This is a genomic window from Embleya australiensis (genome assembly GCF_051903075.1).
Lineage (GTDB): Bacteria > Actinomycetota > Actinomycetes > Streptomycetales > Streptomycetaceae > Embleya.
This window is the reverse complement of sequence record NZ_CP182422.1, coordinates 6,514,863-6,538,183: the sequence shown is the minus strand read 5'-3', so window position 1 is coordinate 6,538,183 and position 23,321 is coordinate 6,514,863. Positions and strand designations below refer to the sequence as shown.

At 71.0% G+C, this 23,321-nt stretch carries 22 protein-coding genes and 2 pseudogenes; 12 read left to right on the top strand and 12 right to left on the bottom strand.

Annotated elements, in window-relative coordinates; genetic code table 11:
* Positions 1-168 precede the first annotated feature (168 nt).
* A complete protein-coding gene (locus tag ACMXN5_RS28105; RefSeq protein WP_439677574.1) occupies positions 169-1,068 on the top strand; it encodes a GNAT family N-acetyltransferase in 900 nt (299 codons plus the stop codon).
* Positions 1,069-1,102: 34 nt separating this feature from the next.
* On the opposite strand, the gene ACMXN5_RS28100 is transcribed toward ACMXN5_RS28105, so the two are convergent.
* Positions 1,103-2,278 (bottom strand): chitinase, encoded by a 1,176-nt coding sequence (locus tag ACMXN5_RS28100; RefSeq protein WP_380010404.1) that lies wholly within the window; start codon positions 2,276-2,278, stop codon positions 1,103-1,105.
* A 654-nt stretch (positions 2,279-2,932) separates the two neighbouring features.
* Here ACMXN5_RS28100 and ACMXN5_RS28095 point away from each other — a divergent pair.
* The 3 genes from ACMXN5_RS28095 (at position 2,933) to ACMXN5_RS28085 (ending at position 6,026) form a co-directional block, all read left to right on the top strand.
* Positions 2,933-3,679 (top strand): GntR family transcriptional regulator, encoded by a 747-nt coding sequence (locus ACMXN5_RS28095; protein WP_078974328.1) that lies wholly within the window; start codon positions 2,933-2,935, stop codon positions 3,677-3,679.
* Positions 3,680-3,791: 112 nt separating this feature from the next.
* The gene (locus ACMXN5_RS28090) at positions 3,792-4,955 is read left to right on the top strand and encodes an ROK family transcriptional regulator (protein ID WP_439677573.1); all 1,164 of its coding nucleotides are present in this window, start codon (positions 3,792-3,794) and stop codon (positions 4,953-4,955) included.
* A 117-nt stretch (positions 4,956-5,072) separates the two neighbouring features.
* The gene (locus ACMXN5_RS28085; RefSeq protein ID WP_439677572.1) at positions 5,073-6,026 is read left to right on the top strand and encodes an IS481 family transposase; all 954 of its coding nucleotides are present in this window, start codon (positions 5,073-5,075) and stop codon (positions 6,024-6,026) included.
* 71 nt (positions 6,027-6,097) lie between these two features.
* Here ACMXN5_RS28085 and ACMXN5_RS28080 read toward each other — a convergent pair whose 3' ends face one another.
* Positions 6,098-6,736: an NAD(P)-dependent oxidoreductase gene (locus tag ACMXN5_RS28080; protein WP_439677571.1), complete on the bottom strand. Its 639-nt coding sequence runs from the start codon at positions 6,734-6,736 to the stop codon at positions 6,098-6,100.
* Positions 6,737-6,837: 101 nt separating this feature from the next.
* On the opposite strand from ACMXN5_RS28080, the gene ACMXN5_RS28075 reads away from it, so the two are divergent.
* Positions 6,838-7,239: a winged helix-turn-helix transcriptional regulator gene (locus ACMXN5_RS28075; protein ID WP_439677570.1), complete on the top strand. Its 402-nt coding sequence runs from the start codon at positions 6,838-6,840 to the stop codon at positions 7,237-7,239.
* A gap of 44 nt (positions 7,240-7,283) precedes the next feature.
* Here ACMXN5_RS28075 and ACMXN5_RS28070 read toward each other — a convergent pair whose 3' ends face one another.
* From ACMXN5_RS28070 to ACMXN5_RS28045, 6 genes are all read right to left on the bottom strand, one after another.
* Entirely contained in the window at positions 7,284-8,333 is a 1,050-nt protein-coding gene (locus tag ACMXN5_RS28070; protein WP_439677569.1) for an SIS domain-containing protein, read from the bottom strand.
* 215 nt (positions 8,334-8,548) lie between these two features.
* Positions 8,549-9,613 (bottom strand): hypothetical protein, encoded by a 1,065-nt coding sequence (locus tag ACMXN5_RS28065; RefSeq protein WP_439677568.1) that lies wholly within the window; start codon positions 9,611-9,613, stop codon positions 8,549-8,551.
* Between the two features lie 627 nt (positions 9,614-10,240).
* Complete coding sequence (locus ACMXN5_RS28060; protein ID WP_395790799.1) at positions 10,241-11,476, bottom strand: ABC transporter permease; 1,236 nt, start codon at positions 11,474-11,476, stop codon at positions 10,241-10,243.
* A complete protein-coding gene (locus ACMXN5_RS28055; protein ID WP_439677567.1) occupies positions 11,470-12,240 on the bottom strand; it encodes an ABC transporter ATP-binding protein in 771 nt (256 codons plus the stop codon). Before ACMXN5_RS28055 ends, ACMXN5_RS28060 begins: the two co-directional genes overlap by 7 nt.
* On the bottom strand, positions 12,237-13,688 hold the full coding sequence (locus ACMXN5_RS28050; RefSeq protein ID WP_439677566.1) for a peptidoglycan-binding protein: 1,452 nt from the start codon (positions 13,686-13,688) through the stop codon (positions 12,237-12,239). The genes ACMXN5_RS28055 and ACMXN5_RS28050 overlap by 4 nt, the downstream gene beginning before the upstream one ends.
* A 10-nt stretch (positions 13,689-13,698) precedes the next feature.
* Positions 13,699-14,286 (bottom strand): hypothetical protein, encoded by a 588-nt coding sequence (locus ACMXN5_RS28045; RefSeq protein WP_439677565.1) that lies wholly within the window; start codon positions 14,284-14,286, stop codon positions 13,699-13,701.
* A gap of 243 nt (positions 14,287-14,529) precedes the next feature.
* Here ACMXN5_RS28045 and ACMXN5_RS28040 point away from each other — a divergent pair, with 243 nt between their 5' ends.
* The 4 genes and pseudogenes from ACMXN5_RS28040 (at position 14,530) to ACMXN5_RS28025 (ending at position 19,247) form a co-directional block, all read left to right on the top strand.
* On the top strand, positions 14,530-15,183 hold the full coding sequence (locus ACMXN5_RS28040) for a response regulator transcription factor (RefSeq protein WP_395790807.1): 654 nt from the start codon (positions 14,530-14,532) through the stop codon (positions 15,181-15,183).
* Positions 15,180-16,502, top strand: a complete 1,323-nt coding sequence (locus ACMXN5_RS28035) for a sensor histidine kinase (protein ID WP_439677564.1) — start codon at positions 15,180-15,182, stop codon at positions 16,500-16,502. Before ACMXN5_RS28040 ends, ACMXN5_RS28035 begins: the two co-directional genes overlap by 4 nt.
* A gap of 260 nt (positions 16,503-16,762) precedes the next feature.
* A pseudogene (locus ACMXN5_RS28030) lies at positions 16,763-17,188 on the top strand (SDR family NAD(P)-dependent oxidoreductase); the annotation flags it as partial.
* Positions 17,189-17,531: 343 nt separating this feature from the next.
* Entirely contained in the window at positions 17,532-19,247 is a 1,716-nt protein-coding gene (locus tag ACMXN5_RS28025; RefSeq protein WP_439677563.1) for an FG-GAP repeat domain-containing protein, read from the top strand.
* A gap of 52 nt (positions 19,248-19,299) precedes the next feature.
* On the opposite strand, the gene ACMXN5_RS28020 is transcribed toward ACMXN5_RS28025, so the two are convergent.
* Together ACMXN5_RS28020 and ACMXN5_RS28015 are read right to left on the bottom strand one after the other, a co-directional pair.
* Positions 19,300-19,641 carry a VOC family protein gene (locus ACMXN5_RS28020; RefSeq protein ID WP_439677562.1) on the bottom strand — a complete coding sequence of 114 codons (342 nt, stop codon included), beginning with the start codon at positions 19,639-19,641 and terminating at the stop codon, positions 19,300-19,302.
* 41 nt (positions 19,642-19,682) lie between these two features.
* Positions 19,683-20,117 (bottom strand): annotated as a pseudogene (locus ACMXN5_RS28015) (transketolase-like TK C-terminal-containing protein); the annotation flags it as partial.
* On the opposite strand from ACMXN5_RS28015, the gene ACMXN5_RS28010 reads away from it, so the two are divergent.
* Positions 20,101-20,451, top strand: a complete 351-nt coding sequence (locus ACMXN5_RS28010; protein WP_439677561.1) for an FCD domain-containing protein — start codon at positions 20,101-20,103, stop codon at positions 20,449-20,451. The pseudogene ACMXN5_RS28015 and the gene ACMXN5_RS28010 sit on opposite strands and share 17 nt — an antisense overlap.
* An 89-nt stretch (positions 20,452-20,540) precedes the next feature.
* Here ACMXN5_RS28010 and ACMXN5_RS28005 read toward each other — a convergent pair whose 3' ends face one another.
* Both ACMXN5_RS28005 and ACMXN5_RS28000 read right to left on the bottom strand, forming a co-directional pair.
* Complete coding sequence (locus ACMXN5_RS28005; protein ID WP_439677560.1) at positions 20,541-20,927, bottom strand: hypothetical protein; 387 nt, start codon at positions 20,925-20,927, stop codon at positions 20,541-20,543.
* Between the two features lie 161 nt (positions 20,928-21,088).
* Complete coding sequence (locus ACMXN5_RS28000) at positions 21,089-21,295, bottom strand: DUF2191 domain-containing protein (protein ID WP_078979074.1); 207 nt, start codon at positions 21,293-21,295, stop codon at positions 21,089-21,091.
* Positions 21,296-21,558: 263 nt separating this feature from the next.
* On the opposite strand from ACMXN5_RS28000, the gene ACMXN5_RS27995 reads away from it, so the two are divergent.
* Together ACMXN5_RS27995 and ACMXN5_RS27990 are read left to right on the top strand one after the other, a co-directional pair.
* Positions 21,559-22,305 (top strand): amino acid ABC transporter ATP-binding protein, encoded by a 747-nt coding sequence (locus ACMXN5_RS27995; protein ID WP_439677559.1) that lies wholly within the window; start codon positions 21,559-21,561, stop codon positions 22,303-22,305.
* A 13-nt stretch (positions 22,306-22,318) separates the two neighbouring features.
* Positions 22,319-23,314 (top strand): glutamate ABC transporter substrate-binding protein, encoded by a 996-nt coding sequence (locus tag ACMXN5_RS27990; protein WP_439677558.1) that lies wholly within the window; start codon positions 22,319-22,321, stop codon positions 23,312-23,314.
* Positions 23,315-23,321 lie beyond the last annotated feature (7 nt).

The window sequence follows — 23,321 nt, the reverse complement described above, 5'->3', positions numbered from 1 at the left end:
GAACGGGTTTTCCCACCCACCCCGATGCTTGCCGTCGACACACCGGGCCGGCTAGGTTCGCCGTCCGACCGCCGAAAACCCGCATCACCACGCACAAAGCACACCCACCAAAACACCAAGCACGAAGCACCGAGCACCGAGCACCGAGCACCACTCCATGGAGCCCCCTTGCCGACGACCTACCTCACCCCGCTCACCGACCCGAAGCGGAGCCCCAGCGCCCACCGCCTGGCCTGGCTGGCCGCCGACACCCACGGCATCCCACGCGGCTCCGCCTTCCTGCGGCTGTTCGACAAACCCGGCCAGGACCACCTGGCCGAGGTGGAGGTGCACGTACACCCGGCCGAACGCCGCGACGGCGTCGGTACCGCTCTGCTCCACGCGGCCGTCGAAGCCGCCCGGGAGGCGGGCCGCCGCTCACTGCTCGCCCAGGCCAAGGCGGACTCGCCGGGCGCGGCGTTCCTGTCCGAGCGGGGATTCCGGGACGTGCTGACCCTGATCTACACCCGGCTGCCCCTGACCGACCACGAGCCGGGCGACGCGGCGTGGGCCGCGATCGCCGAGCGGGACCACCCCGGCTACCGGCTGCACTCCTGGGACGGCACCGTCCCGGACGCACTGGCCGAGACCTTCGCCGCCTCCCGCCGCGCGATGGACGACATGCCGATGGGCGAGACCGACTACGGAACGGTCCTCTGGGACGTGGAACGCCTCCGCGCGGCGGCCCAGGCCATCGCCGATCGCGGCGAGCTGCTGCACACCGTCGTTGCGATCGACACCGCCGACGACACCATCGCCGGCTTCACCGAACTGGTCGTTCCCGGCGACGGCAAGGGCGACGGTCAGCACTACAGCACGGGTGTCCTGCCCGAACACCGAGGCCACGGCCTGGGCCTGTGGATGAAGGCCGAGGCCATCCGGCAGGCCCGGGAACGCCACCCGAACCTCACCGCGCTGCTGACCGACACCGCCGACGCCAACCACGCGATGCGCGCCATCAACGACGCTCTCGGCTACCGACCGACCCACCGGTCGACCGAGTACCAACTCGACCTACCGGTGGGTTGATCACACCGACGAGCACAGCCGGCGCGGCGGAGAATCAGCAGGGCCCCAGGTCCTGCCACACCCCCCACTGCCCGGTCGTCCCCGGCTCCTCACCCTGCGTCCACCACTTGGCCTTCCACGAATGGCCCTTGTGGGAAACGGAGTTGCCGCTCTGGTAGACCGCCGCCCGATCCCACGCCGCGATCGTGCAGTTGCCCGGCGGGGTGGTCGTCGGAGGGGTCGTGGTCGGCGGTGTCGTGGGCGGCGTGGCGCCCGCGAACCGTACCGAGAACTTGGTGAAGTCCCAGGGCGCCTGCGGAACGCTGCTGCACACGCCCGACGTTCGCCCGCCGTTGTCCGGTGGCGTGCACTGCCGGTCGCGGTTGACCGACCAGTTCGTGAAGCGCGCCATGTGGTGGCTGATCGCGTAGTCGTAGACCGTCTGGAAGTCCGCCTGGTAGAAGTACTCGCCGGTGTCGCTGCGCCCGTTCATCTGCGAAATGCCCTCGTGGGCATAGGCGGTGGCGGCGTCCCAGCCGAACGTGCTGCGCAGGACGGAGTTGAAGTTGGTCAGCGCGGAGGTCTGCGCCGCCGCTCCGTTGAAGCCGCCGTCGAACGGCATGATCGAGAAGTTGTCCGGCGTGAAGCCCTGCGCCTTGGCCTCGTTGAGCATCTGCTTGCCGAACCAGCCGGTGCCGTCGGCGGTACCGGCCGTGGTCACCGAGATGTAGATGCCGGGATTCTTCTGCTGGAGAATCTTGGCCGCGCCGATCTCGTTGTGGATGGCCGCGCTGTTCTCGTACTCCGGCTCCTCGAGGTCGAAGTCGAGCGCCTTGAGGCCGTACTTGTCGACCACCTGCTGGTACGCGGCGGCGGTCGCCTCCGGTGTGCCGCAGGTCTGACCGAGCTTGGTGCCGCCGTAGCCGCCGATGGAGACCGAGACGTCACCGCCCTTGGCCCGGATCGCGGCGATCACGCCCGCCACCGCGGTATCGGTGGAGACCGGCTTCGTTCCGTCCCAAGTCGGCGTACAACCACCGCCGTTGGGCGCGAGGACGAATGCGAGCTGGAACGCCTTCAGGCCGGTGGCGTCCATGACCGCACCGGCGTCCGGCGGGTCGTTGTCGAGCGGCATGAGGTAGGGGGCGGCGGCATACCAGTTGCTCCCGACGCCGCCCGGCGCGGACGCGGCGGGCCCGGCGGCGGTGGCTCCACCGGTGAGCGCGAACATCGAAAGCAACCCGGCGGACGCGGCGGCAGCGGCAAGTATGGGGACGAAACGACGTGCCACGGGGGACTCCTGTGGGGGACTTGGTATAGACCAATGGCCAAAGCGTGGCCCTCCCCTCCCGCACCGTCAATACATTGGACTGGACCAATTTTGCCGCCGCCCGCCGCCCGCGCCCGCGCCCGCCGACCGTCGGGGCCGCCGAGGCAGACGGAGGCGGACCGACGCGACGCCTGGCGACGTGCTACGCGCGCCTCGGCCTCGACGGCTCGTCCCCGAATGTTCGTCCGGGCGTTCCCGGCGTGAGCAAACCAAGTCGTCGGGTGGTTCCCGCCGTGCCGCAGGGTGGGGGCGTGAGGCCGCGTCGGGGGTGTGGCCCGAGCGTGCTGCCCGCCGGAATCCGACCCGGCCTTCGGCTCCCCCGCGATTCCCTCACCCCCACGCCCACCCCGGCGGGGTGCGTGCTTCGCGCAGGTCGAGCAGGAGGTATCGCGTCGCATGTGGCGATGTGAGACAGGTCACCGGGAAGTTCATCCGACTTGGTCTGGACCTTTCGTGGTCCGACGCGGTTATATTCAACCGTCTTTAGTAAACCGAGCATGCAATAAATCCGCGCCGAGCAGGCGTCGGAGAGCCGAGGGGGCGTCCGTGAGCAGCATGGCGACAATGCCGGACGAGACGGCGGTCTTCGGCGAACCCAAGTACTGGCAACTGCGCACCTCCCTGCTCAAGGCGATCGACGAGGACTTCAACTCCGGCGACATCCTCCCCAACGAGCGCGACCTCGCCGCGCGCTTCGGGGTCGCCCGGGCCACCCTCCGACACGCCCTGGAGCAGCTCGAGCTGGAAGGCCGCCTGGTCCGCAAGCGCGGCGCGGGCACCACGGTCGCCGGCCCTCGCGTCGACGTCTCCCTCGGCGCCGACGGCGAGGGCTGGCCGGGCGTGGACCTGCGCGACCGCGAGGTGATCGACTGCGCCACCGTGCCGGTCACCGAGGAATTCGCCGACACCCTCAAGGGCCGCCCCTCGGCCCTGGTCCACCGCCTGCGCCGGCGCCAGTTCTCCATGCGCCAGGTGGTCGGCCTGGAGTGCCTCTACGTCTCGCGAGCCGTCGTGCCCTCCCTCTCCACCCGCGTCCCGAACTTCGAGCGGGCCTCGCTGATGTTGCGTCAGCTGCGCGGCCACCGCCTCGAAGGACGGCACCGCGCGGTCGAGTTGGCCGTGGCCGAGGCTGAGGAGGCGCGCTACCTGGAGCGTCCGCCGGGTACCGCCGTCCTGGTCGTGACGACGACGTACACCGCGCTCGGCCGCACCGCCGCGGTCACCGTGGCCACCTACCGCGCCGACACCTGCCGGCTCGCCTTCGCCGAGGCCGGGCCGACCGCGCTGCGGCCCGCGTCCTGATCCCGACCCGAAATCTGGGTACCATCCGCGCCTGAGCGACGACGGCGTGCATGACGGGCGCGGCGGCCCGGACGAACGTCCCGTGTGACGACGCGGGGAGAGGACAAGAGCTGTGGCACAGGCGACCGGCGGGGATTCCTCCGTGGTCCGGCGGATCAATTCCGCGGCGACCCTGCGTGCGTTGCGCGGCGGCGAGGTGCTGACGGTGACCGCCCTGATGGAGGCCACCGGTCTGTCCCGACCCACCGTCGAGGGCGTCGTCGACGGTCTGCTCGCCGAGGGCCTGGTCGTGGAGACCACCACCGCCGAGGGCGAGGACGGCAGCCGTCCGCGCGGCCGTCCCGCACGGCGCTTCCGGTTCCACGCGGAGGCCGGCCACCTGCTCGGCATCGACGTCGGCGTACACCGCATCCGGGTCGTCCTCGCCGACCTCGGCGGCACCATCATCGGCCGCGCCGCCCGCACCGTCGAGGAGGGCTGCGAGGCCGAGGACCGCCTGGAACGGGTCCGCGCCACGGTCAGCGAGACGCTGCGGCGGGCCCAGGTCTCGCGCAATTCGCTCTGGGGCGTGGGCGTCGGCACCCCCGGCATCGTGGACACCGAGGGTGTGGTCACCCTGTCGTCGGCGATGCCCGGCTGGACCGGCCTGGACCTCGGCGGCCGGCTCGGCCGCTCGTTCAGCTGTCCGGTCCAGGTGGAGAACGACGCCAACCTGGCCGCGATCGGCGAGCGCTGGAAGGGCGTGGCGGTCGGCTCCGACGACATCGTCTACGTGATGGCCGGCCTCAGCCCCGGCGCCGGCTCGTTCATCAACGGTCGGCTGCACCGCGGCTTCGGCGGCGCGGCCGGCGAGATCGGCGCGCTGCACCTGCTCGGCCGCCAGGTCACCCCGGAGAACCTGCTCTCCACCACCGGCACCCCCCTGCCGCCGCTGGACGAGGCGGCCGTCGGCGAGGTGTTCCGGCACGCGGCCGAGGGCGACCGCACCGCGGGCGAGGCGGTGGACCGGTTCGTCCAGCGCCTGATCCACGACGTCACCGCGCTGGTCCTGGCCCTCGACCCGGAGATCGTGGTCATCGGCGGCTGGGCGGCCGGCCTCGCCGACGCCGTACCGCCCCTGACCGCCGAACTGGAACGCCTGTGCCTGCGCATGCCGCGCGTCGAACTGTCCGCCCTCGGCGCCGACGGCGTGGCCCTGGGCGCCGTCCGCGTCGCCCTCGACCGCGCCGAACACCGCCTCTTCGCCGTCGAACACACCGGCTCGGCAAGGGCCTAGGTGTATTGCCCACGGAGGTTGGTGACGGATCGCACGTCGTTGTGATCTTGAACGAGTGAGGGCCTTCCGGGTTCGGTGTGGATTGCGACATCTCCACCGAACGATCAGAAGGCCCTCATGCCCCACCGTAATGCACCGCTGACCGAGACCGGACGCCTGCGCCTCGCTCGTTGCGTCGTCGACGACCGATGGCCCCTGCGACGCGCGGCCGAACGCTTCCAGGTGTCGGTGACCACCGCAGCCCGATGGGCCGCCCGCTACCGCGAGTCCGGCGAGGCCGGGATGGTCGACCGCTCCTCCAGGCCGCACCACAGCCCGCGCCGCACCCCGAGCCGCACCGAACGCCGCATCGTCAAGGTCCGCGTCCTGCGCCGTTGGGGCCCGGCGCGGATCGCGTACCTCCTCGGGCTGAACCCGGCGACCGTCCACCGCGTCCTGACCCGCTATGGCCTCGCCCGCCTGGCCCACCTCGACCGGGCGACCGGACGGGTGATCCGCCGCTACGAACACGCGGCCCCCGGCGACCTGGTCCACGTCGACATCAAGAAGCTCGGCAACATCCCCGACGGCGGCGGCCACAAGACGCTCGGCCGCGCCGCCGGACGCAAGACCCGCTCCGGCGCCGGATATGCCTACCTCCACAACGCCGTCGACGACCACTCCCGCCTCGCCTACACCGAAATCCTCACCGACGAGAAGAAGGAAACCGCCGTCGCCTTCTGGAGCAGAGCGCACGCCTACTTCGCCTCATGCGGCATCGTCGTCCGACGGGTCCTGACCGACAACGGCTCCTGCTACAAGTCGTACCTGTGGCGCAACTCCCTTGCGGCACAAGGGATATCGCACAAGCGCACGCGCCCGTATCGGCCGCAGACCAACGGCAAGGTCGAGCGGTTCAACCGCACCCTCCTCGACGAATGGGCCTACGCGCAGCCCTACCGCACCGAGACGGAGCGACGCGAAGCCTTCCCCGCCTGGCTCCACTCCTACAATCACCACCGCGGACACACCGCACTCAAGGGCCAACCACCCGCCAGCCGCGTCACCAACCTCACGGGTGAATACACCTAGGGCGTGTCTTCAATCCCCACCCGCCCACGGGTCGGGGCTGTCCGCCGCCCGCTCGCCGAGCGCCCGCCCGGTCATCGGCCGTCCGCGATCCCGACGTGCACGCCGTGCAGGGTGGGGGTGTCCAGCTCGTCGAGCAGCGCGATGGCGAAGTCGGGGTAGGAGACCCGGCTTTCGGCGTCACCGTCGGCCCGCCGCCACACGCCGGTGCGCGTACCGGCGTGATCGAAGTCGCCGGCCGGACTCAACACGACCCAGTCCGGCCCGCCGCCCGCCTCGCGCAGCACCGCGTTGCCCTCCCCGTGTGCCAGGTAGAACTGCCGGTGCTCCTGCGGATATCCCGCCGTGTCCATCAACAACACACCGGACGCCGTCGGCAACACCGAGGCCAGCCCCACCCACACCAGCCGCCGCACGCCCGCCCGGTCGAGCCCGTCGCGCAGCGCCCGCACGGCGCGTGTGAAGAAGTCCGCCGTCGGCGCCGCCGGGTCGTACACCGCCGCGATCGCCCCGTCGTGACCCGCCGCGAGTTCGGCCACCGCGTCCGCGTCCGTCACGTCACCGGCGACCACGCGCACCCGCGCCTCGGCCAGGTCCCCGTACTTCGCCGGTTCACGCACCACCGCGGTCACCCCGTACCCGCGCCGCAACGCCTCCGCGATCGCGGCCCGACCGGTTCGACCACCTGCGCCGAAGACGATGATCTCGCTCATCGAAAACACCCCGTATCCCCGGGTCGATCCCTGTGTCGACCACCGCCGCGCACGCTATCCGGGGTCGTGGTTACCTCCTGGGTACCGACTACGGTGCACACATGAGCGAGGCCACGAGGGAACTCACAGGGGAACCACTGCGCGCGGACATGTTCGACCCGGTCTGCCCGTCGAACCTGCCCCCGATCCGGTTCGGCGACAAGTGGGCGGGGATGATCATCCGCTGCCTGGAGGGCGGTCCGCGCCGCTTCTCCGAGTTGCGCGTACCGATGCACGGCGTCACCGCGAAGGTGCTCACCCAGTCCCTGCGCGCGCTCGAACGCGACGGCCTGATCAGCCGTACCGCGTCCGAGACCCCGGTCCGTCGGGTGACCTACGCCCTCACTCCGCTGGGGCGCGGCATGCTGGTCCCGATGGCCGCCGCCTGCGAGTGGGCCGCGGCCCACTGGGACGAACTCCTGGACGCCCGCGAGGCGTCGATGAACCTGGACCGCACGGCCTGACAACGGCGCGGGCCCGGGGTAGCGCCACCCGAGCCCGCCCCCGACTACCGCGTCTCCGTCACCTTCGCCAGCGCCCGCGGCGCGTCCGGGTCGCACCCGCGCCCCAACGCGATCTCGCGCGCGAGCAGTTGCAGCGGCAGGATCTCCAGGATCGGCAACACCTCCTCGGCCACCCCGCCCGGCAACACGAAGCCCCGGCCGTACTCGGCCACCGGCTCGGCCGCGCCGACCACGAACAGGTCCGCGCCGCGCTCGCGCAGCCGGTCCAGCACCGGCCGCAGCGCTCGGCCGCCCGCACCCTCCGGCGCCACCGCCAGTACCGGCCAGCCCCGGTCCACGATCGCGAGCGGCCCGTGCATGAGGTCCGCGCCGGAGAACGCCTGGGCGCCGATGTAGCTGGTTTCCATGATCTTCAACGCCGCCTCGCACGCGGTCGGATACCCGTAGCCGCGCGCGGTCGCCACGAGCCGGTCCGCGAACCGGTACCGCTCGGCCGGCGCCTCGATCTCCGCCTGCCGCTCCAGGATCGCCCGAGCCGCGGCGGGCAACCCGAGAGCCGCCTCCCCCGTACCGCCCCGGATGTGGTCCACGAGCAGGAACAGCGTGAGCAGTTCGGCCGTGTACGTCTTGGTCGCGGGCAGCGCGAGTTCGGGGCCGGCCAGCACGTCCAGGTGCAGATCGGACTCCTGCGCCAGCACCGAATCGGCGTTGTTGGTCACCGCCAGGGTGAACGCGCCGTCCTCGCGGGCCTGTCGGGCGGAGGCGATCAGGTCCGGCGAACCCCCCGACTGGCTCACCGTCACGACCAGGCAATCGGCGAGCCGTTGCCGAGCACGGTACGCGGTCGTGGTGGACATCGAGGTGAGCCCGGCGGGCAGGCCGAGCAGGACCTCGGTGAGGTAGCGCGCGTACAGCCCGGCGTTGTCGGACGTCCCGCGCCCGGTGAACAGGACGAACCTCGGGTCGCGGGCCCGGATCTCGGCCGCGGCGGCCCGGATCGGCCCGAGCCCGTCGGCCAGGATCCGCGCCAACCCCTCGGGCTGCGCCGCGATCTCACGGGCCATCACCGACCCGGGCACGGGGGAATCGAGCATGCGGGTGCTACCTCCGGACTGCGGCGACCCGCCCCGGAACGGCCTCCGGCGCGGTGTCCCGAAGGTATCCACCGCGCCGAGCACCGGGCAATATTGGTCTAGACCACTATCGAGGGCAGCCGAAAGCCACACGAAGGCCATACGAAGGCCACACGAAAGGCAAACGAAAGGCGGGCACGCGCCCCGCGCATGCCCGCCGCTTTCGCCCGATCCGGCTACGCGTTCTCGCGCGCCCGCCCGGCGACGACCCCGTTCAGGTCGGCCTTGCGCAGGTCCACCGTGCCCACCGGCACCGGCACCGCCGTCGCCTCGCGTCGCACGTCCCGCCTGGCCCGCAGCCACACACCCGGCATCGCGCCGAGCATGCGCACCTTGGCCACCGGTACCGCCAGCACGGCCCGCACCCGCTCCCGGGGCCCGTCCGTCCAGGCCAACCACCCCGGCCGGGTCCGCCCCGCGAGCAGACCGAGCACGATCGCCGCACCCACCGCGATCAGGTGCTCACGGCCGGCGAGGTTGGGCAGGATGATCGACTCCAGGACCATCGACCCGCCGGTGATGGTGAAGAGTATGGGCGCGCGGTGGATGATCGAGAGATACGTGAACAGGCCCACCACGGCCGCCGACGGACCGGTGTCCAGCACGTGCGCCGCCGAGGACGGCAGGCCGAGCGCGTGGTCCGGGCCGATCGCGATCATGATCCGGGCGCCCATCGTGCCCGCGAGCGTGGTCACGTAGGCGACCATCAGCGTGCGGCCCGCGCCGAGCGAGAGCTGGGCGATCGCGAACGCCAGGAAGAGCTGGGTGATGCCGGCCCACACCGGCAGGTTCAGCGCGGGCACGAACAGCGAGATCGGCGTGCGCAGCAGCGCCAACCACAGCGGCAGGTCGGCGCTGACGCCACCGACGAGCCGGACCACGGTCTTGCCGGCCGGGGTCTGCCCGATCGCGTGGAAGAAGATCACCGCCGAGCTGGCCACCACGGCGAGCGCGAGACCCTTGCCGCGACTGCGCCACAACTGGCGCACCGGGTCGGCCACGATGCCGCGCCACTCGCCGCACAACGTCCGCCACAGGAACAGGAGCAGTTGCCACGGAGCGGACCACAACACGCCGCGGACACCGCCGCGGTCCACCTTCGAGGGGGTCGTCGTCTCGGTTCCGCCGGTCGTCTCCGCCGCGTCGGGCCGCCGTGACTCGATGAGGGTGCCCGCAGGCGCGGACCCGCCGGCGGCGATATCCTCGCCGTCGTCCCGGCGATCGTCGAGAACGCGCAACACTGCTGATCAACCCCCAACGACTCGTCGAGTCCGACAGCACCGGACCCGAGCCGGTGGTGATGTGGTGTTCACCACGCCCTGCCCTCTGCTGCGTCATCGTAGGACGAGGACACGACACACCGGTCGGGTGGGTTGACGCAGGGCGGGCGCTCCGCGGTTGCGACAGATTCCGGTCGACCGGGCGATGCGGGGGTGGTGAACCGCTTTTCCGTCTCAAAGATTACCGACTTTCGCCGTCGGCCACTGTCAACCGAATCGATGACATGACCGGGGCGACGTCATCATCTGGTCGTACGTTGCGCCTCCTCTCCCGCTCCCACCTGCACTGATGCGGAACGCACCGCTTCGGTAACGCCGGAATCGACCGACCCATCCGATCGGTTGGCCGGCCTCCGGCAGCACGGGAATCACCAACTCGGGCCCACACATGGCGAAACCGTCCGAACGCGGAGGGTGATATCCGCAGTCGGACGGTCTCGTCGACGGTCGGTGGCTCGAGTCTGTGGGAGCGGGGGTGAAATCTTGCCCAGCCAACACTCAGGAATTGCCCAGCCTTTGCCCAGCTCCACCCGATCGGCGGCCGGCCCGGGCCGCGTCCGCACCTCCAGGCTCCGTTCAGCGCCTCCGTCAGGCCCCGTTCAGCGCCTCCGTGGGTGGCAGCCGCGCCGCGCGTCCGGCCGGGTACAACCCCGCCAGTGCGCCGATCGCCACCGATGCCGCGACGCCGCCCAGGATGGCCGGCCACGGCAGTACCAGCGGCCACCCCTTCGCATGCGCGTACCCGCTCGTCACGATCAGCCCGAGCAGCACGCCGGCCACCCCGCCGAGGCCGGACAGGGTCACCGCCTCGGTCAGGAACTGGAGGCGGATCTGCCCGCGCCCGGCGCCCAGTGCCCGCCGCAGACCGATCTCCTGGCGGCGTTCCAGTACCGAGATGACCATCGTGTTGGCCACCCCGACCCCGCCGACGAGCAGTGCCACCGCGCCGAGTCCGACGAACAGGCCGGTGAAGGTGTTCTTGGCGGCCAACTGCGCCTCCAGCGCGTCCGACGGACGGCTCACCTTGACCGCGCCGGGATCGGCCGGGTTGGCCGTCGCCGCGAGCACGTCGCGGACGTTGTTCACCGCGTTCTCGTCGGAGCGCTCGTAGATCCGGGTCGGGTGCCCGTCGAAGCCGAGCAGGTCCTTGGCGCCCTGCCAGCCGACCAGCGCGGACCGGTCCACCTCGGGGGCCAGCGGTACCGGCTTCAGCACGCCGATCACGGTGAACCAGCGGTCGCCGATCCACACCTGCCGGTTCGGCCCGTCGACCCCGAGCAGTTCCGCCGCCCGTGCGCCGAGCACGACCGTGGGGTAGCGGGAGGTGGCCGCGTTGAACCACTGCCCCTTGCCGACCCGGCCGCCGATCGTGCCGAGCAGATCCTCGCGGGCCGCCGCGACGGTGATGCCCTTGGTCTCGCGCGGGTCGATCCGATCGGTGCGGCGTACGCTCCGGCCCTCGAGTTGGGCGGTCGCGCTCGCCGAGGTCACCGGACCGATCCGGCGCACCATGTCCACGGCCTCCTCGGGCAGTTGCAGCCGGGTACCGAACATGTTCTCGCCCGGTCCGACCGAGAGCATGTTCGTGCCCAGGCTGCGGATCTGGTCCATCAACCGGGCCTGACTGGCCGCGCCGATGCCCAGGACGGCGACCATCGCGGCGATCCCGATGGCGATGCCCAGACCGGACAGGATCGCGCGCATCGGCCGACCGCGCACACCGAGCAGGCCGACCCGGACCACGTCGACCGGACCGAGCCGGGCGGTGTCCGGCAGCGGGACGAGTGTGGACCGGGGGCCCCGGTCCCGGCCGAGGATCACCATCCGGCCACCCCCGCCGGCTGCGCGCTCGGCACGCCGCTGTCCGCGTGGATCCGGCCGTCCAGGATCTCCACCCGCCGGGGCAACGACCGGGCGATGCCCGGGTCGTGCGTGATCACCACGATCGTGGTGCCGTCCGCGTGCAGTTCGTGCAGCAGCCGCATCACCGTGGCGCCGGAGCGCGAGTCCAGCGCACCGGTCGGCTCGTCCGCCAACACCAGCGCGGGACGGGCCACCAGCGCGCGGGCGATCGCCACCCGCTGCCGCTCGCCGCCGGACAACTCCCGTGGCACGTGGTCGAGTCGACTACCGAGACCGACCCGGTTCAGCGCCTCGGCCGCGCGTTCGCGCCGCTCGCGGACCGGAATCCCGTGGTAGTAGAGGCCGTTGGCCACGTTGTCCACGGCGGTGAAGTGTTCGGTGAGGAAGAACTGTTGGAACACGAAGCCGATCCAGTTCGCCCGCACGCCGGAGAGTTGACGATCCGTCAAGCCGGCGATGTCGTGGCCGAGCAGGCGCACCACACCCTCGGTCGGCCGGTCGAGGGTGCCCATCAGTTGCAACATCGTCGACTTGCCGGACCCGGACGGCCCCACCACCGCGAGCAGTTCGCCCGCCTCGATGGTCAGGTTCGCGTCGATCAGGGCATGCACGCCACCCGGGTAGGACCGGCCGACGCCGTCGAGTTCGATCACGGGCGCCGCGCCGCCGGGGCCGGGGGCCGTCGACTCGGCCCCGCCCGGCGAGCTTTTGCGGTACCTCCTCATGCCTTGGGCACCCCGACCTTCAGTCCCTCGGTCACGCCGTCGCCGGTGACCTCGACCCGTCCGTTGGCGAACATGCCGAGTTCCACCTTCAACAGCCGGGTGCCGCCGTCGGGTTCGACCGCCTCGACGGCGTAGCCGCCCTCGGCGAGGGCGAGCAGCGCGTTGACCGGGACGGTGAGCACGCCCTTCTTCTCCTTGCCGGTGAACCCGACGGTGACCGGCGCGCCGTCCAACGTGCCGGCGTCCTTGGGCTGGTCGAGCGCGATGTCGACGGGAATGGTGGCCTTGTCGCCGCCCGAGGGCGCGCCCGGGGACTGGTCGCCCTCCTTGGCCACCGTGCCGACCTGGGTGATCGTGCCGCTCGCGGTCTTGCCGCCGGGCAGGGTGACCTGGACCTTGGCGCCCTTCGTGGCGAGCGTCTGCTTGTTCACGGGCAGGTTCACGGTGACCCGGCGGCCGGTACCACTGGCCTTGAGCAGGGATCCCTGCGAACTCGCGCCGAGCGTGGCGTTGACCTCGCCGACCCGGACCGAGTCGGGCAGCACCACCGCGTCACCGGGATCGAACCGGCCGGTCTGCTTGTGACCCATGTCCTTCTGCCACTTCTTCAACGCGGCGGCCGTCGCGTCGGTGAACTTCTCGTCCACGGTGAAGCCACCGTAGCCCAGCGCCTGGAGGTTCTGCTCCAGTTCGCGGACGTCCACGCCCTTGTCGACACCGACCGACAACGCCCGCCAGAACGGCGTCTCGCCGTAGAACAGCGGCACCTTGGTGCCGTCCCGGCCGTAGACGCGGTCGCCGCGCACAAGGGTGTCGCCGACGCCGGGAAGCCAGGTGATGGTGCCGGGGCCGGGGTTGTTGCCGCCGTCGGGGGGTGCGTTGCCGGTGCCGGAGGAATTGCCGGTGCCGGGAGCGTTGCCGGTTCCGGACGAGTTTCCGCCGCCGGTCGACGAGTTGCCGCCGCCGGTTGCGGAGCCTCCACCTCCACCTGAGGTCGAGCCTGTGCCGGGGCCCTTGCCCGTGCCCGGGTTGGCGCCGGGGTTGTTGCCCGTGCCCGCGTTCTGGCCGGAGTTGCCCCCGTTGCCGCTCTGCGGCTTGTTCGCACCGCCGCCCGGCGTCTCCGGGTCCGCGCCGGGCGGCGCCGCGTTCACCGAGTAGGTGCCCGCGTAGCCGAGCTTGCCGTCCACGTTCTGCCGGTCGACCAGATCGGCGCGGGTCACCGGTACGGCGTCCAGTTTCGTGCGGTTGGCGGATGCGTCGGAGCCATCACCGCCGTCCGACAGCAGTACCGCGGCCGCGCCGCCCGCCGAGGCCAGGACCAGCGCCGCCGCCAGTGCGCGCCGCCGCCGGCGCCGGCGCCGCTCGCGCGGGTACGCCGTACGATCCGGGGCCACCGGCTGCGACGTGCTCTCCTCCTCGAACTGCTGCGGGGTGTCGATCGAAACCACGAGGCGGCCCCTACTTCTGCTTCTCGAACGGCGGGACCTTCTTGCTGCATATCTCGATCGCCTTCATGACCTTGTCGTCACTCCCGTCGATCGTCACCGCGACACCACCACCACCGCCGTCGTCCATGTTCTCCACGCCGTTCTCCCGCATGCAGGCCGCCCGCTTGGCCTGCCACTCCTTGTACTTGGGGTCGTTGGGGTCGAAGTCCTGCTTGGGCTGGAACTTCTCGCACGCCTTCATCGCGTTCTCGGTCTTGCCCATGTCGCCGTTCACGGTCATCGCCGGCATCCGCATCGCGCCGCCCTCGCCCTGCTCCGGGTCGGGCATGTCGATGCCGTTCTCGCGCATGCAGCTCGCGAACTTGACCATCTGCTCGTAGCGCGCCTTGGCGTCCTCCTTGCCGGCGCCCGGCTGACCGCCCGCCTTCTGGTCCTTGCCGCCGGCGCCGCCGCCCGAGGCCACCTTGTTCTTCGCCGACCCGCCGTCGTCGCCCCCGCACGCGGCCGTGGTCAAGGCGAGGCCGCCCACCAGAACCATGCAGGCCGCCCACCGCAACACCAGGGGCCGTCCCGATCCCGTGCGCCCGAACCTCGTCATCACTGCCGCTCCCGCCTGTGGTCCCGCCGTCGTCCGGCCCGATGGTCCGGACGTCCGGTCGCACGCACCGCCCACGGCGTCGTGGACGGGATGTGTGCGACAGCAGGTCTACGTGGCGGCGGGTTTCCCGGCCGTCACCCGAATTGGTTATCCGGAGCTAACACGGGGTCGCGTATAAACGGTGGGGGTCGATTCGAAGTCGCCCATTTCCCCCCATCGGCCCCGAAGCGGAGCGACGAAACCTTGCGAGTCCTGGTGACCGAGGACGAGGAACTGCTGGCCGACCTGGTAGCCCGAGGGCTGCGCCGGGCGGCGATCGCGGTCGATGTGGCGTACGACGGCGAGAGCGCGTTGGAGCGGCTGGCGGTCAACGACTACGACGTACTCGTGCTCGACCGCGACCTGCCCGGCACGCACGGTGACGAGGTCTGCCGGCGGGTGGTGGCCGGGCGGCTGCGTACCCGGATCCTGATGCTGACCGCCGCCGGGACCGTACCCGAACGGGTGGCCGGGCTGCGCCTCGGCGCCGACGACTACCTGCCCAAGCCGTTCGAGTTCGCCGAACTCCTCGCGCGTGTACAGGCATTGGGACGCCGGGCGACGCCGGCGGTGCCGCCGGTGCTGGAGAAGCACGGCATCGTGCTGGACAGCGCGCGGCGCCAAGTCACTCGCAACGGCGAGTACGTTCGGCTCGCGCACAAGGAATTCGCCGTGCTGGCCACGCTGATGGCGGCCGACGGCGCGGTGGTCAGCGCCGAGGAACTGCTGGAGCGGGTCTGGGACGAGAACATCGACCCGTTCTCCAACACCGTACGGGTGACCATGTCCAAGCTGCGGGCCAAGCTCGGCGACCCCCAGGTGATCCGGACCGTGCCCGGCGCGGGATACCTGATATGAGCGGCGTGGTGACGGTGCGCGGCCTCGCGGGCGATCTGCGACTGCTCCGACGGGCGGTGTTCCGGCGGCCGTCGGCGCGGGCGCGGCTGGCGCTGATGTACGGCGGCATGTCGCTGGTGGTCGGGACGGTGCTGTTGGGCATCGTGTACTGGTTCGTCGATCAGCGTGTGTCGCAGCGGCTGCCGACGGCGATGGCCAGGACGTTGTCGATCGACGCCTCGGGCAACGTGGCCCCGTACAGCCCGGGCACCTCCATCCAATACGCGCCGGCGCAGGTGGCCGAGCCGGGGGCGTACGCCCAGTACGCGCTGCCCGTGGAGCGGATTCGCCGGGCCAGCTCGGTCGGCCAGGAGGTGACGATGAGCCAACTGCTGACCGTACTCGGCGCCGCCCTGCTCCTCCTCGCGGCGGCCTCGATCCTGGTCGGGTGGTGGATGTCGGGCCGCGTACTGCGCCCGGTGCACGGCATCACCGCGACCGCGCGCCGGTTGTCCGAGCACAATCTGCACGAGCGGATCGCGATGTCCGGGCCGGACGACGAACTCAAGGAACTCGCCGACACGTTCGACGGGATGCTGGATCGACTGGAGAAATCCTTCGACAGCCGGCGGCTGTTCGTCGCCAACGCCTCACACGAGTTGCGCACCCCGCTCACGATCCAGCGCACGGCGATCGAGATCGGCCTCGCCGATCCGCACTCGCCGGCGGACATCGTCGAGACCCGCGAGCACCTGCTGGCGCTGAACCGGCGCACGGAGCGGCTGATCGACGGCCTGCTGAACCTGGCGGTGAGCGAGCGCGGGAACGTCCGGGCGTCGCCGGTCGCGCTGGACGAACTGACCGCCGACGTCCTGCGCCAAACCCGCCCGGCGGCCGAGCGGGCCGGGGTCCGGGTGGACGCCAACCTGGCCGAGAGCACGGTCGCAGGCGACCCCCTGCTCCTTCGCCAACTGGTCACCAATCTCATCGAAAACGCGGTCCGCCACAACCACGCGGGCGGCTTCATCACGATCGGCGTCTCCCCCGGCTCGTTCCGAATCCGCAACACGGGCCCGGTAATCCCCGCCGCCCGCATCCCCGACCTCTTCGAACCCTTCCACCGCTTCCGCCCCAACCGCACCGGCTCCGCCAACGGCTCCGGCCTGGGCTTGTCCATAGTCCAAGCCATAGCCCACGCCCACGCGGCCCAAATAACCACAAAAGCCAACCAACACGGCGGCCTGTCCATAGCAATAGCCCTCCCCACACCCCCAGCCCGGCAAGCACCCCCAGTCGGCCCACTCACCACGCAACCCACACCCAGCCCGGCCGCCGCTTGAGGCCACCCCAACACAACCAGACACCCGACGCCGGACGAAGCGCCCAGCCCGGCAAGCACCTCCGGCCGGCCCACTCACCACGCAACCCACACCCAGCCCGGCCGGCGCTTGAGGCCACCCCAACGCAACCAGACACCCGACGCCGGCCAAAACCCCCAGCCCGGCAAGCACCTCCGGCCGGCCCACCCACCGCGCAACCCCATCCAGCCCGGCCGGCGCTTGAGGCCACCCCAACGCAACCAGACACCCGACGCCGGCCGGTCACGCGCGAGGCCCTGCCCGCGCTCCTGGAGACCGGCAACGGCGTCGTGGTCAACTTCAGCTCGACCTCCGCGGCCTTCGCCCACCCGTACATGGCGGCCTACGCCGCCAGCAAGGGCGGCATCCAGTCCTTCACGCACGCCGTCGCCCTGGAATACGGCAAGCAGGGCCTGCGCGCGGTCCATGTCGCCCCGGGCAGCATCAAGTCCGGTATCACCGACGCGACTTCGGGCTACTTCCCCGCGGACACCGACTGGGAACTGTTCGCCAAGCTCTCCCCGATCCTGGCCACCGACCTCGAATCGGGCGGCGCCCCGATGGCCGGCCCCGACACCATCGCCGGCGTCATCGCGATGCTCGCCTCCGACGACGGCGCATTCATCACCGGCACCGAAATCCGAGTGGACGGCGGCACGCACGCCTGACGGCCCACGCGTCGGCTCAGCCGTCCACGCCCACGCGCCGCGCCACCGCTGGCAGGGGGTACAGCTTCTCCGGCGGCAACAGGCGCCGCGCCTGGGCGACCCTCCCGTAGCCCACCTCGATGTGCCATCTCTCACTACAACCTTCGGCCCGCCTCGAATGTCCAACGCACCGGCAAATCAATCGAATCAGCCGATCCCGCCTCCCTTGCGGCACCCAGCGAACCCATCTCACCACCCTCCGTGAAACCGCGGATCAACGCCGGCTCTATTCCCGTTGCGGGTGTCCCAGTCGACTGGTTGCCTTCCTTCGCCCGGTGATCCCGGCGACACGAGGAGTGCATCCATGGCCATGTTCCGAAGGAAACCCACACACGACCGCCGCCGTCGACGCCCCGCCCTGGTGGGCGGCATCGCCATCGCGGTCCTGGCCGGCGGCCTGCTGACGGTTTCGGCGACCCCCGTGTCGGCGGCCGGCGGCCCGACGAACCTGCGGATGAACCCGGTGCCGATCAACGGCTCGACGGGAACGTGCGGTTACGTCGGCGCGATCAACCCTGTCAGCACCCTGGACCTGTTCGCGACGGTCGGCGAGGCCAACGGTCCGCTGATCGGCGCCCGCTTCGAACTGCACGAGGTCGGGAACGGCGACCAGACCACCTTCGACAGCGGATGGGTGTCGGAGTCGTCCGGCACCCACGAGGCCCAGGCGTACATCCCGGCCACCCTGCTCTCCGACGGCAAGACCTACGCCTGGAGCGTCCAATCCGGCCGCGCCGACGCCCCCGACCCGGACCGCGCCGCCGGCTGCACGTTCACCTACGACGCCACCGCCGCCGCCCCACCATCCGTCACCAGCACCGACTTCCCGGTCAACGGCGGCGGCAAATACGCCGGACAGGCAGGGGTGTTCGTCTTCGGCACCGGATCCGACACGGACGTGACCGCCGTCGAATACTCCCTCAACGGCACCATCCCCGTCGGCGGAGCCGCACGAGCCGTCTACGACGCGGCCTCCGGCACTTGGCGCACGCCGCCGCTCACGGTGGCGCAATGGGGAGCCAACCGCCTCTACGCCCAAACGGTGGACCGCGCCGGCAACCGCTCGCAACAAACGACCTACACGTTCTCGGTCCCCAGCGATCCCAACCCGCCCGCGCCGAAGCCCGGCGACATCTCCGGTGACGGCAAGATCGACGTGCTCAGCGTCGACCCGACCGGAGCCCTGCGGTTCCACAGCGCGGGAGACGATCCGGCAGCGGGCGGCAGGGTCGCCTCCTCGAACATCCACGGCCCGATGACCGATTACACGTGGACCGGCGCCCTGGTCAGCCACCGTGGCGGTGGCTCACGCGCGGACAACCTGTACGCCTTCAACGGCACGGGCATCTCGATGTATCGCAACACGTCGAACCCGGACACGGGCTACTTCCAGCGGGGTCAGAAGTCGGTGGTCAACCGGCCTTCCCGTTGCGCGGATCCCACCCAGCCCGATGGCAAGTGCGTCGGCTACGCGCCGACCTGGTCTCGGGTCGGGCAACTCGTGGCCGCCGGCGACGTGGACGGCGTCGCGACAGGGGGTGAACTCGGCGTATTCACCAACGATTTGTTCACCATCGAAGACGACGGCGCCGGAAACGTGCGCCTCTTGCTGTTCATCGGCACAGTGAGCTCCAGCTCCTTCGACCGGGCCGTCGCCGTCGGCCCCGCCACCCGGCAAAACCAGGACATCATGGTCCCCGGCGACGTCACCGGAGACGGTCTGCCCGAGCTGTGGGTCCGTGACCGCACCAACGGCAACGTCTACCAATACGCCTCCGTGAAGAAGGCCGACGGCACCGCCGACCTCGACGCCTACACCGCCACGCCCACCCTCATCGGTACCGGCTTCGACACCACCGCCTACCCCCAGGTCTCCACCGACGGCGACTTCGACGGCGACGGCAAAGCCGACCTGTGGGCCCGCACCCCCAACGGCAACGTCCACACCTTCCCCGGCGGCAACACCCCCGACGCCACCGGCAACACCTTCGGTCCCCCACAACTGATCGCCGGCAACTGACCCGCCACCGGGGCCGCCCCCAACCACGGAGGCGGCCCCGGTCGCGTCGGCGTCAGATGCCGACGTACTCGAATACCGCGCCGTCCGGGTGCCGCAACACCGCGCGGCGGCCGTTCGGGGTCGGGGTCGGGGCGGCGATCGATTCGGCGCCGGCGGCGATCAGGTCGGCGATCGTGGCGTCCAGGTCGGCGACGCCCAGGGTGGCGGCAACGGCGCTGAAGCGGGCCGCCGGCTCGTCCGGGCCGGTGAACACCAGGAACGGGCCGGTCGCCGCCAACTCCAGGCCGGCGAAGGCGAACCGGGTGGCCGGTTCGCCGCTCAGCCGCTGGTAGAACTCGATCGCCGCGTCCAGATCCGGAACGTGACGCCGCACTGTCACCGATGTGATCGTCATGCCCACAGTCTCCCGTGCGGGCAGGACGACCACCTCACCGGTCACCCCGACGACCGGCCGTAGCGCCGCATCGCCTCCTCCGGCGCCTCGGGCTTGACCCTGCCCCGGCGGGCCAGCATCCGCAGGGTGCGGATCACGATCGACGGCGCGTCCACCGCGAAGTGGGCGCGGGTCGCGGCCCGGGTGTCGGACAGGCCGAACCCGTCCGTGCCGAGCGAGGTCCACTCCTGCCGGGCCCACGGCGCGATCTGGTCGGGGACGGCGCGCATCCAGTCGCTCACCGCCACCACCGGCCCGGTCGCGTCCGCCAAGGCCCGCGTGATGTACGGGACTTGGCCCTCCCCGCCGGCCAGCGCCTCGCGGCGCAGTTCGGTCCACGAGGTCACCGACCACACCTGGGCCCGCACGTCCCAGTCCTCGGCGAGCAGCCGCCGCGCCTCCAGCGCCCACCGCACCGCCGTGCCACTGGCGAGCAGTGACGACGAACGGCTCGCCGCGCTCGATCGCCACGTCGCCGCGTTGCACGCGGCCTCGACGGCCGGTGACGCCGCCGCGCAGGTCCGGCACGGGGTGGCCTTCCACCGCGAGATCGTCGCCGCGTCCGGGAACGCGCTCCTCGGCTCGGTATGGGAGGCGCTGGGCATCGAGGTCTGGACGACGCTGTCGATCCGCGTGTACCGCATGGACCTGCACGAGAACGCGGCCGACCACGAGCCGATCGTCGCCGCCTTCCGCCGCCGCGACCCGGCCACGGGCGAACTACTGCGCGAACACGTACTGGGCTACGGCGGCTGCGCGTTGTTGCCGTAGGCACAGCCGGGTACAGCGCGCCGGGGCGCGTCGGGTCCGCGCGGGCCCGTCCGCCCCCAGGCGCCCGCCCCCGAACCCGCCCCGCGCCCTCACCCCAGGACGCCGCGCTCCGCGCGCATGTGCGGCGCGACCACATTGCGCGGCCGGTTGAACAGGATCACCGTCAGCTCGACCACGGCGACCGCGAGCGCCACCACGAACGCGACCAGCGACAGGTAGCCCCCGAACGCCGCCGGGCTCTCCCCGTCCGCCGAGAACCAGGGCGACACCGCGATCACTATGGACATGCACCACATCTGGATCGCCACCAGCGCCATCGCCCGCACCAGCCCGCGCCGCGCCGGGTCGCCCAGCGGCAGCGCCCGGAACGCGAGCACGACGTCGTCGGCCACACGCGCGCTGCGCCACAGGTCGCTCGTACGGTTCGTCAGACCCACCGAGGACATGAACGCGAAATAGGTCAGCCACAGCCGCATGCGCACAACCTCTTCCCCCGCGACCCGACGTGTGGCTTCGTGTCACACGTGTCACCGCCATTCTCGCCCAGCCCCTTCGGCCCGTGTACGGGGCCTCCGGTCATAAAGGACAACGATGCGGTGGGTGAGGGTGGTGAGGCCACCGCCGGGAGCGGTGCGCGCTACTCGGTGACCGGGTTGCGCCGCTCGCGCTCCTCGACCGTACGCCGGTGCTCCTCGACGTTGCCGGTCAGCGCCTCGGTGCGATGTCCGCGGGCGATGTAGTCGAGGACGACCGCCTCGATCGCGTCCTGTGCGTTGCGGACGCCGGACAGGACCATGACCTCGATCACGGCGTTCGCGTCCAGGCTGATGTTGACCTTGGCCATCGACGGCTCCCTCGACTCGACCCGCTCCACACGATCGCACCTCTGCCCGCCCGTCGGCGCGACCGCTCCGCCGCCGAACCGCCGCGGATCCCCGGGGTATCGCACCGCACGACCGTCGGATCACCCGCGAGAGGGGACTCTATCGGCCGTTAGGGGGGTTGGCGTCGTCGGCGCGACTGAATTCGTCCCGAACAGGTGGATCCTCCGGGCATGTGCGCTTGCGTACGGTCCCTGCCCCCGTGTCGAAGGCGAGTCGGATACCTGTGACCTCGGAAGACCCCCTCGTCGTTCTCTCCGGCGTGAACAAACACTTCGGGTCGCTGCACGTGCTCCGCGACATCGACCTGACGGTGGCCCGCAACGAGGTGGTCGTCCTGATCGGCCCCTCCGGCTCCGGCAAGTCCACGCTGTGCCGCACGATCAACCGGCTGGAGCCGATCGACTCCGGCACGATCACCATCGACGGCCGGCCACTGCCCGCCGAGGGACGCGGACTGGCCCGGCTGCGGTCCGAGGTCGGCATGGTGTTCCAGTCCTTCAACCTGTTCGCGCACAAGACGGTGCTGGAGAACCTGACGCTCGCTCAGCTCAAGGTGCGCAAGCGCAGCAAGGCCGAGGCGGAGAAGAAGGCCCGCGAACTCCTGGCCCGGGTCGGACTCGCCGACCAGGCGCCCAAGTACCCGGCGCAACTCTCCGGTGGCCAGCAGCAACGGGTCGCGATCGCACGGTCGTTGGCGATGGATCCCAAAGTCATGCTGTTCGACGAGCCGACCTCCGCACTGGACCCGGAGATGATCAACGAGGTCCTGGAGGTCATGCGCACGCTCGCCGTCGAGGGCATGACGATGGTCGTGGTCACCCACGAGATGGGCTTCGCGCGCTCGGCGGCCAATCGGGTCGTGTTCATGGCCGACGGACAGATCATGGAATCGCGTACGCCCGAGGAGTTCTTCGACCACCCGGAGACCGACCGGGCCAAGGACTTCCTGTCCAAGATCCTCAAGCACTGACGGGGGATCGGACATGCGCACCCACACCGCCATCGCGACCGGCCCCGACACCGGCACCGGCACCGCAGCCCGCACCGGCACCGCAGCCCGCACCGGCGCGCCGCCGCGCCGCCGGCCCCGGTCCGCCGTGGTGCCGCTCGCGGCCCTGTTCGCCGTCGTGTTGCTCGCCTCGTGCGGCAAATCCGGTACGCCCCCGCCCAAGGGCCCCAAACCCAAGGACCTGCCGTCGTATCAGGTCGCCACCGACGTGAGCATCGACTCGCCCACGTTCCGATCGGCCAAGTCGCGCGGCAGGTTGGTCGTCGGCACCAAGGCGGACCAGCCCTATGTCGCGGCGCAGGACCCGGCGACCGGCTACTACTCGGGCTTCGACGTCGAGATCGCCAAGATGATGGCCGCGTCACTGGGCTTCGGGGTGGACCGGATCGAGTTCAAGACGATCACCTCCGCCAACCGCGAGACCTCGTTGCAGAACGGCGATGTCGACTACTACGTCGGGACGTACACGATCAACGACAACCGCAAGAAGCTGGTCGGCTTCGCCGGGCCGTACTACATCGCCGGTCAGGCGCTGCTGGTCCGCAAGGACGACAAGTCCATCAACGGCCCCCAGGACCTGGCGGGCAAGAAGGTCTGCTCGGTCGCCGGTTCCACGCCGTACCAGCGGATCAAGGCCAACTACCCCAAGGCCACCGCCGTCGCCTACGACAGTTACTCGGTCTGCGTGGACAACCTGATCAGCCTTCAGGTCGACGCGGTGACCACCGACGACACCATCCTCAAGGGTTATGCCGCGAAGGTGCCGGACCAACTCCGTCTCGCGGGCGAGCCGTTCTCCAAGGAGCCGTACGGGATCGGCGTACCGCGCGGGGACCGCACCTTCCGGCTCGCGCTGGACGACGCGATCGTCGCGCACGAACAGAACGGCGACTGGAAGCGCGCCTACGACTCGACTCTCGGCCTCTCCGGCGTACCGGCACCCCCGCCGCCGCCCGTGGACCGGTACTAGCGGAAGG

Bases quoted from the DNA above. Each gene is read 5' to 3' on its own strand.
- ACMXN5_RS28085 (WP_439677572.1), top strand. From the start codon at position 5,073: ATGCCCCACCGTAATGCACCGCTGACCGAGACCGGACGCCTGCGCCTC.
- ACMXN5_RS28025 (WP_439677563.1), top strand. From the start codon at position 17,532: ATGGCCATGTTCCGAAGGAAACCCACACACGACCGCCGCCGTCGACGC.
- ACMXN5_RS28000 (WP_078979074.1), bottom strand. From the start codon at position 21,295: ATGGCCAAGGTCAACATCAGCCTGGACGCGAACGCCGTGATCGAGGTC.
- ACMXN5_RS28020 (WP_439677562.1), bottom strand. From the start codon at position 19,641: ATGACGATCACATCGGTGACAGTGCGGCGTCACGTTCCGGATCTGGAC.
- ACMXN5_RS28035 (WP_439677564.1), top strand. From the start codon at position 15,180: ATGAGCGGCGTGGTGACGGTGCGCGGCCTCGCGGGCGATCTGCGACTG.
- ACMXN5_RS28005 (WP_439677560.1), bottom strand. From the start codon at position 20,927: ATGCGGCTGTGGCTGACCTATTTCGCGTTCATGTCCTCGGTGGGTCTG.
- ACMXN5_RS28070 (WP_439677569.1), bottom strand. From the start codon at position 8,333: ATGCTCGATTCCCCCGTGCCCGGGTCGGTGATGGCCCGTGAGATCGCG.
- ACMXN5_RS28095 (WP_078974328.1), top strand. From the start codon at position 2,933: ATGGCGACAATGCCGGACGAGACGGCGGTCTTCGGCGAACCCAAGTAC.
- ACMXN5_RS28060 (WP_395790799.1), bottom strand. From the start codon at position 11,476: ATGGTGATCCTCGGCCGGGACCGGGGCCCCCGGTCCACACTCGTCCCG.
- ACMXN5_RS28045 (WP_439677565.1), bottom strand. From the start codon at position 14,286: ATGACGAGGTTCGGGCGCACGGGATCGGGACGGCCCCTGGTGTTGCGG.
- ACMXN5_RS28055 (WP_439677567.1), bottom strand. From the start codon at position 12,240: ATGAGGAGGTACCGCAAAAGCTCGCCGGGCGGGGCCGAGTCGACGGCC.
- ACMXN5_RS28100 (WP_380010404.1), bottom strand. From the start codon at position 2,278: ATGTTCGCGCTCACCGGTGGAGCCACCGCCGCCGGGCCCGCCGCGTCC.
- ACMXN5_RS28075 (WP_439677570.1), top strand. From the start codon at position 6,838: ATGAGCGAGGCCACGAGGGAACTCACAGGGGAACCACTGCGCGCGGAC.
- ACMXN5_RS28080 (WP_439677571.1), bottom strand. From the start codon at position 6,736: ATGAGCGAGATCATCGTCTTCGGCGCAGGTGGTCGAACCGGTCGGGCC.
- ACMXN5_RS27990 (WP_439677558.1), top strand. From the start codon at position 22,319: ATGCGCACCCACACCGCCATCGCGACCGGCCCCGACACCGGCACCGGC.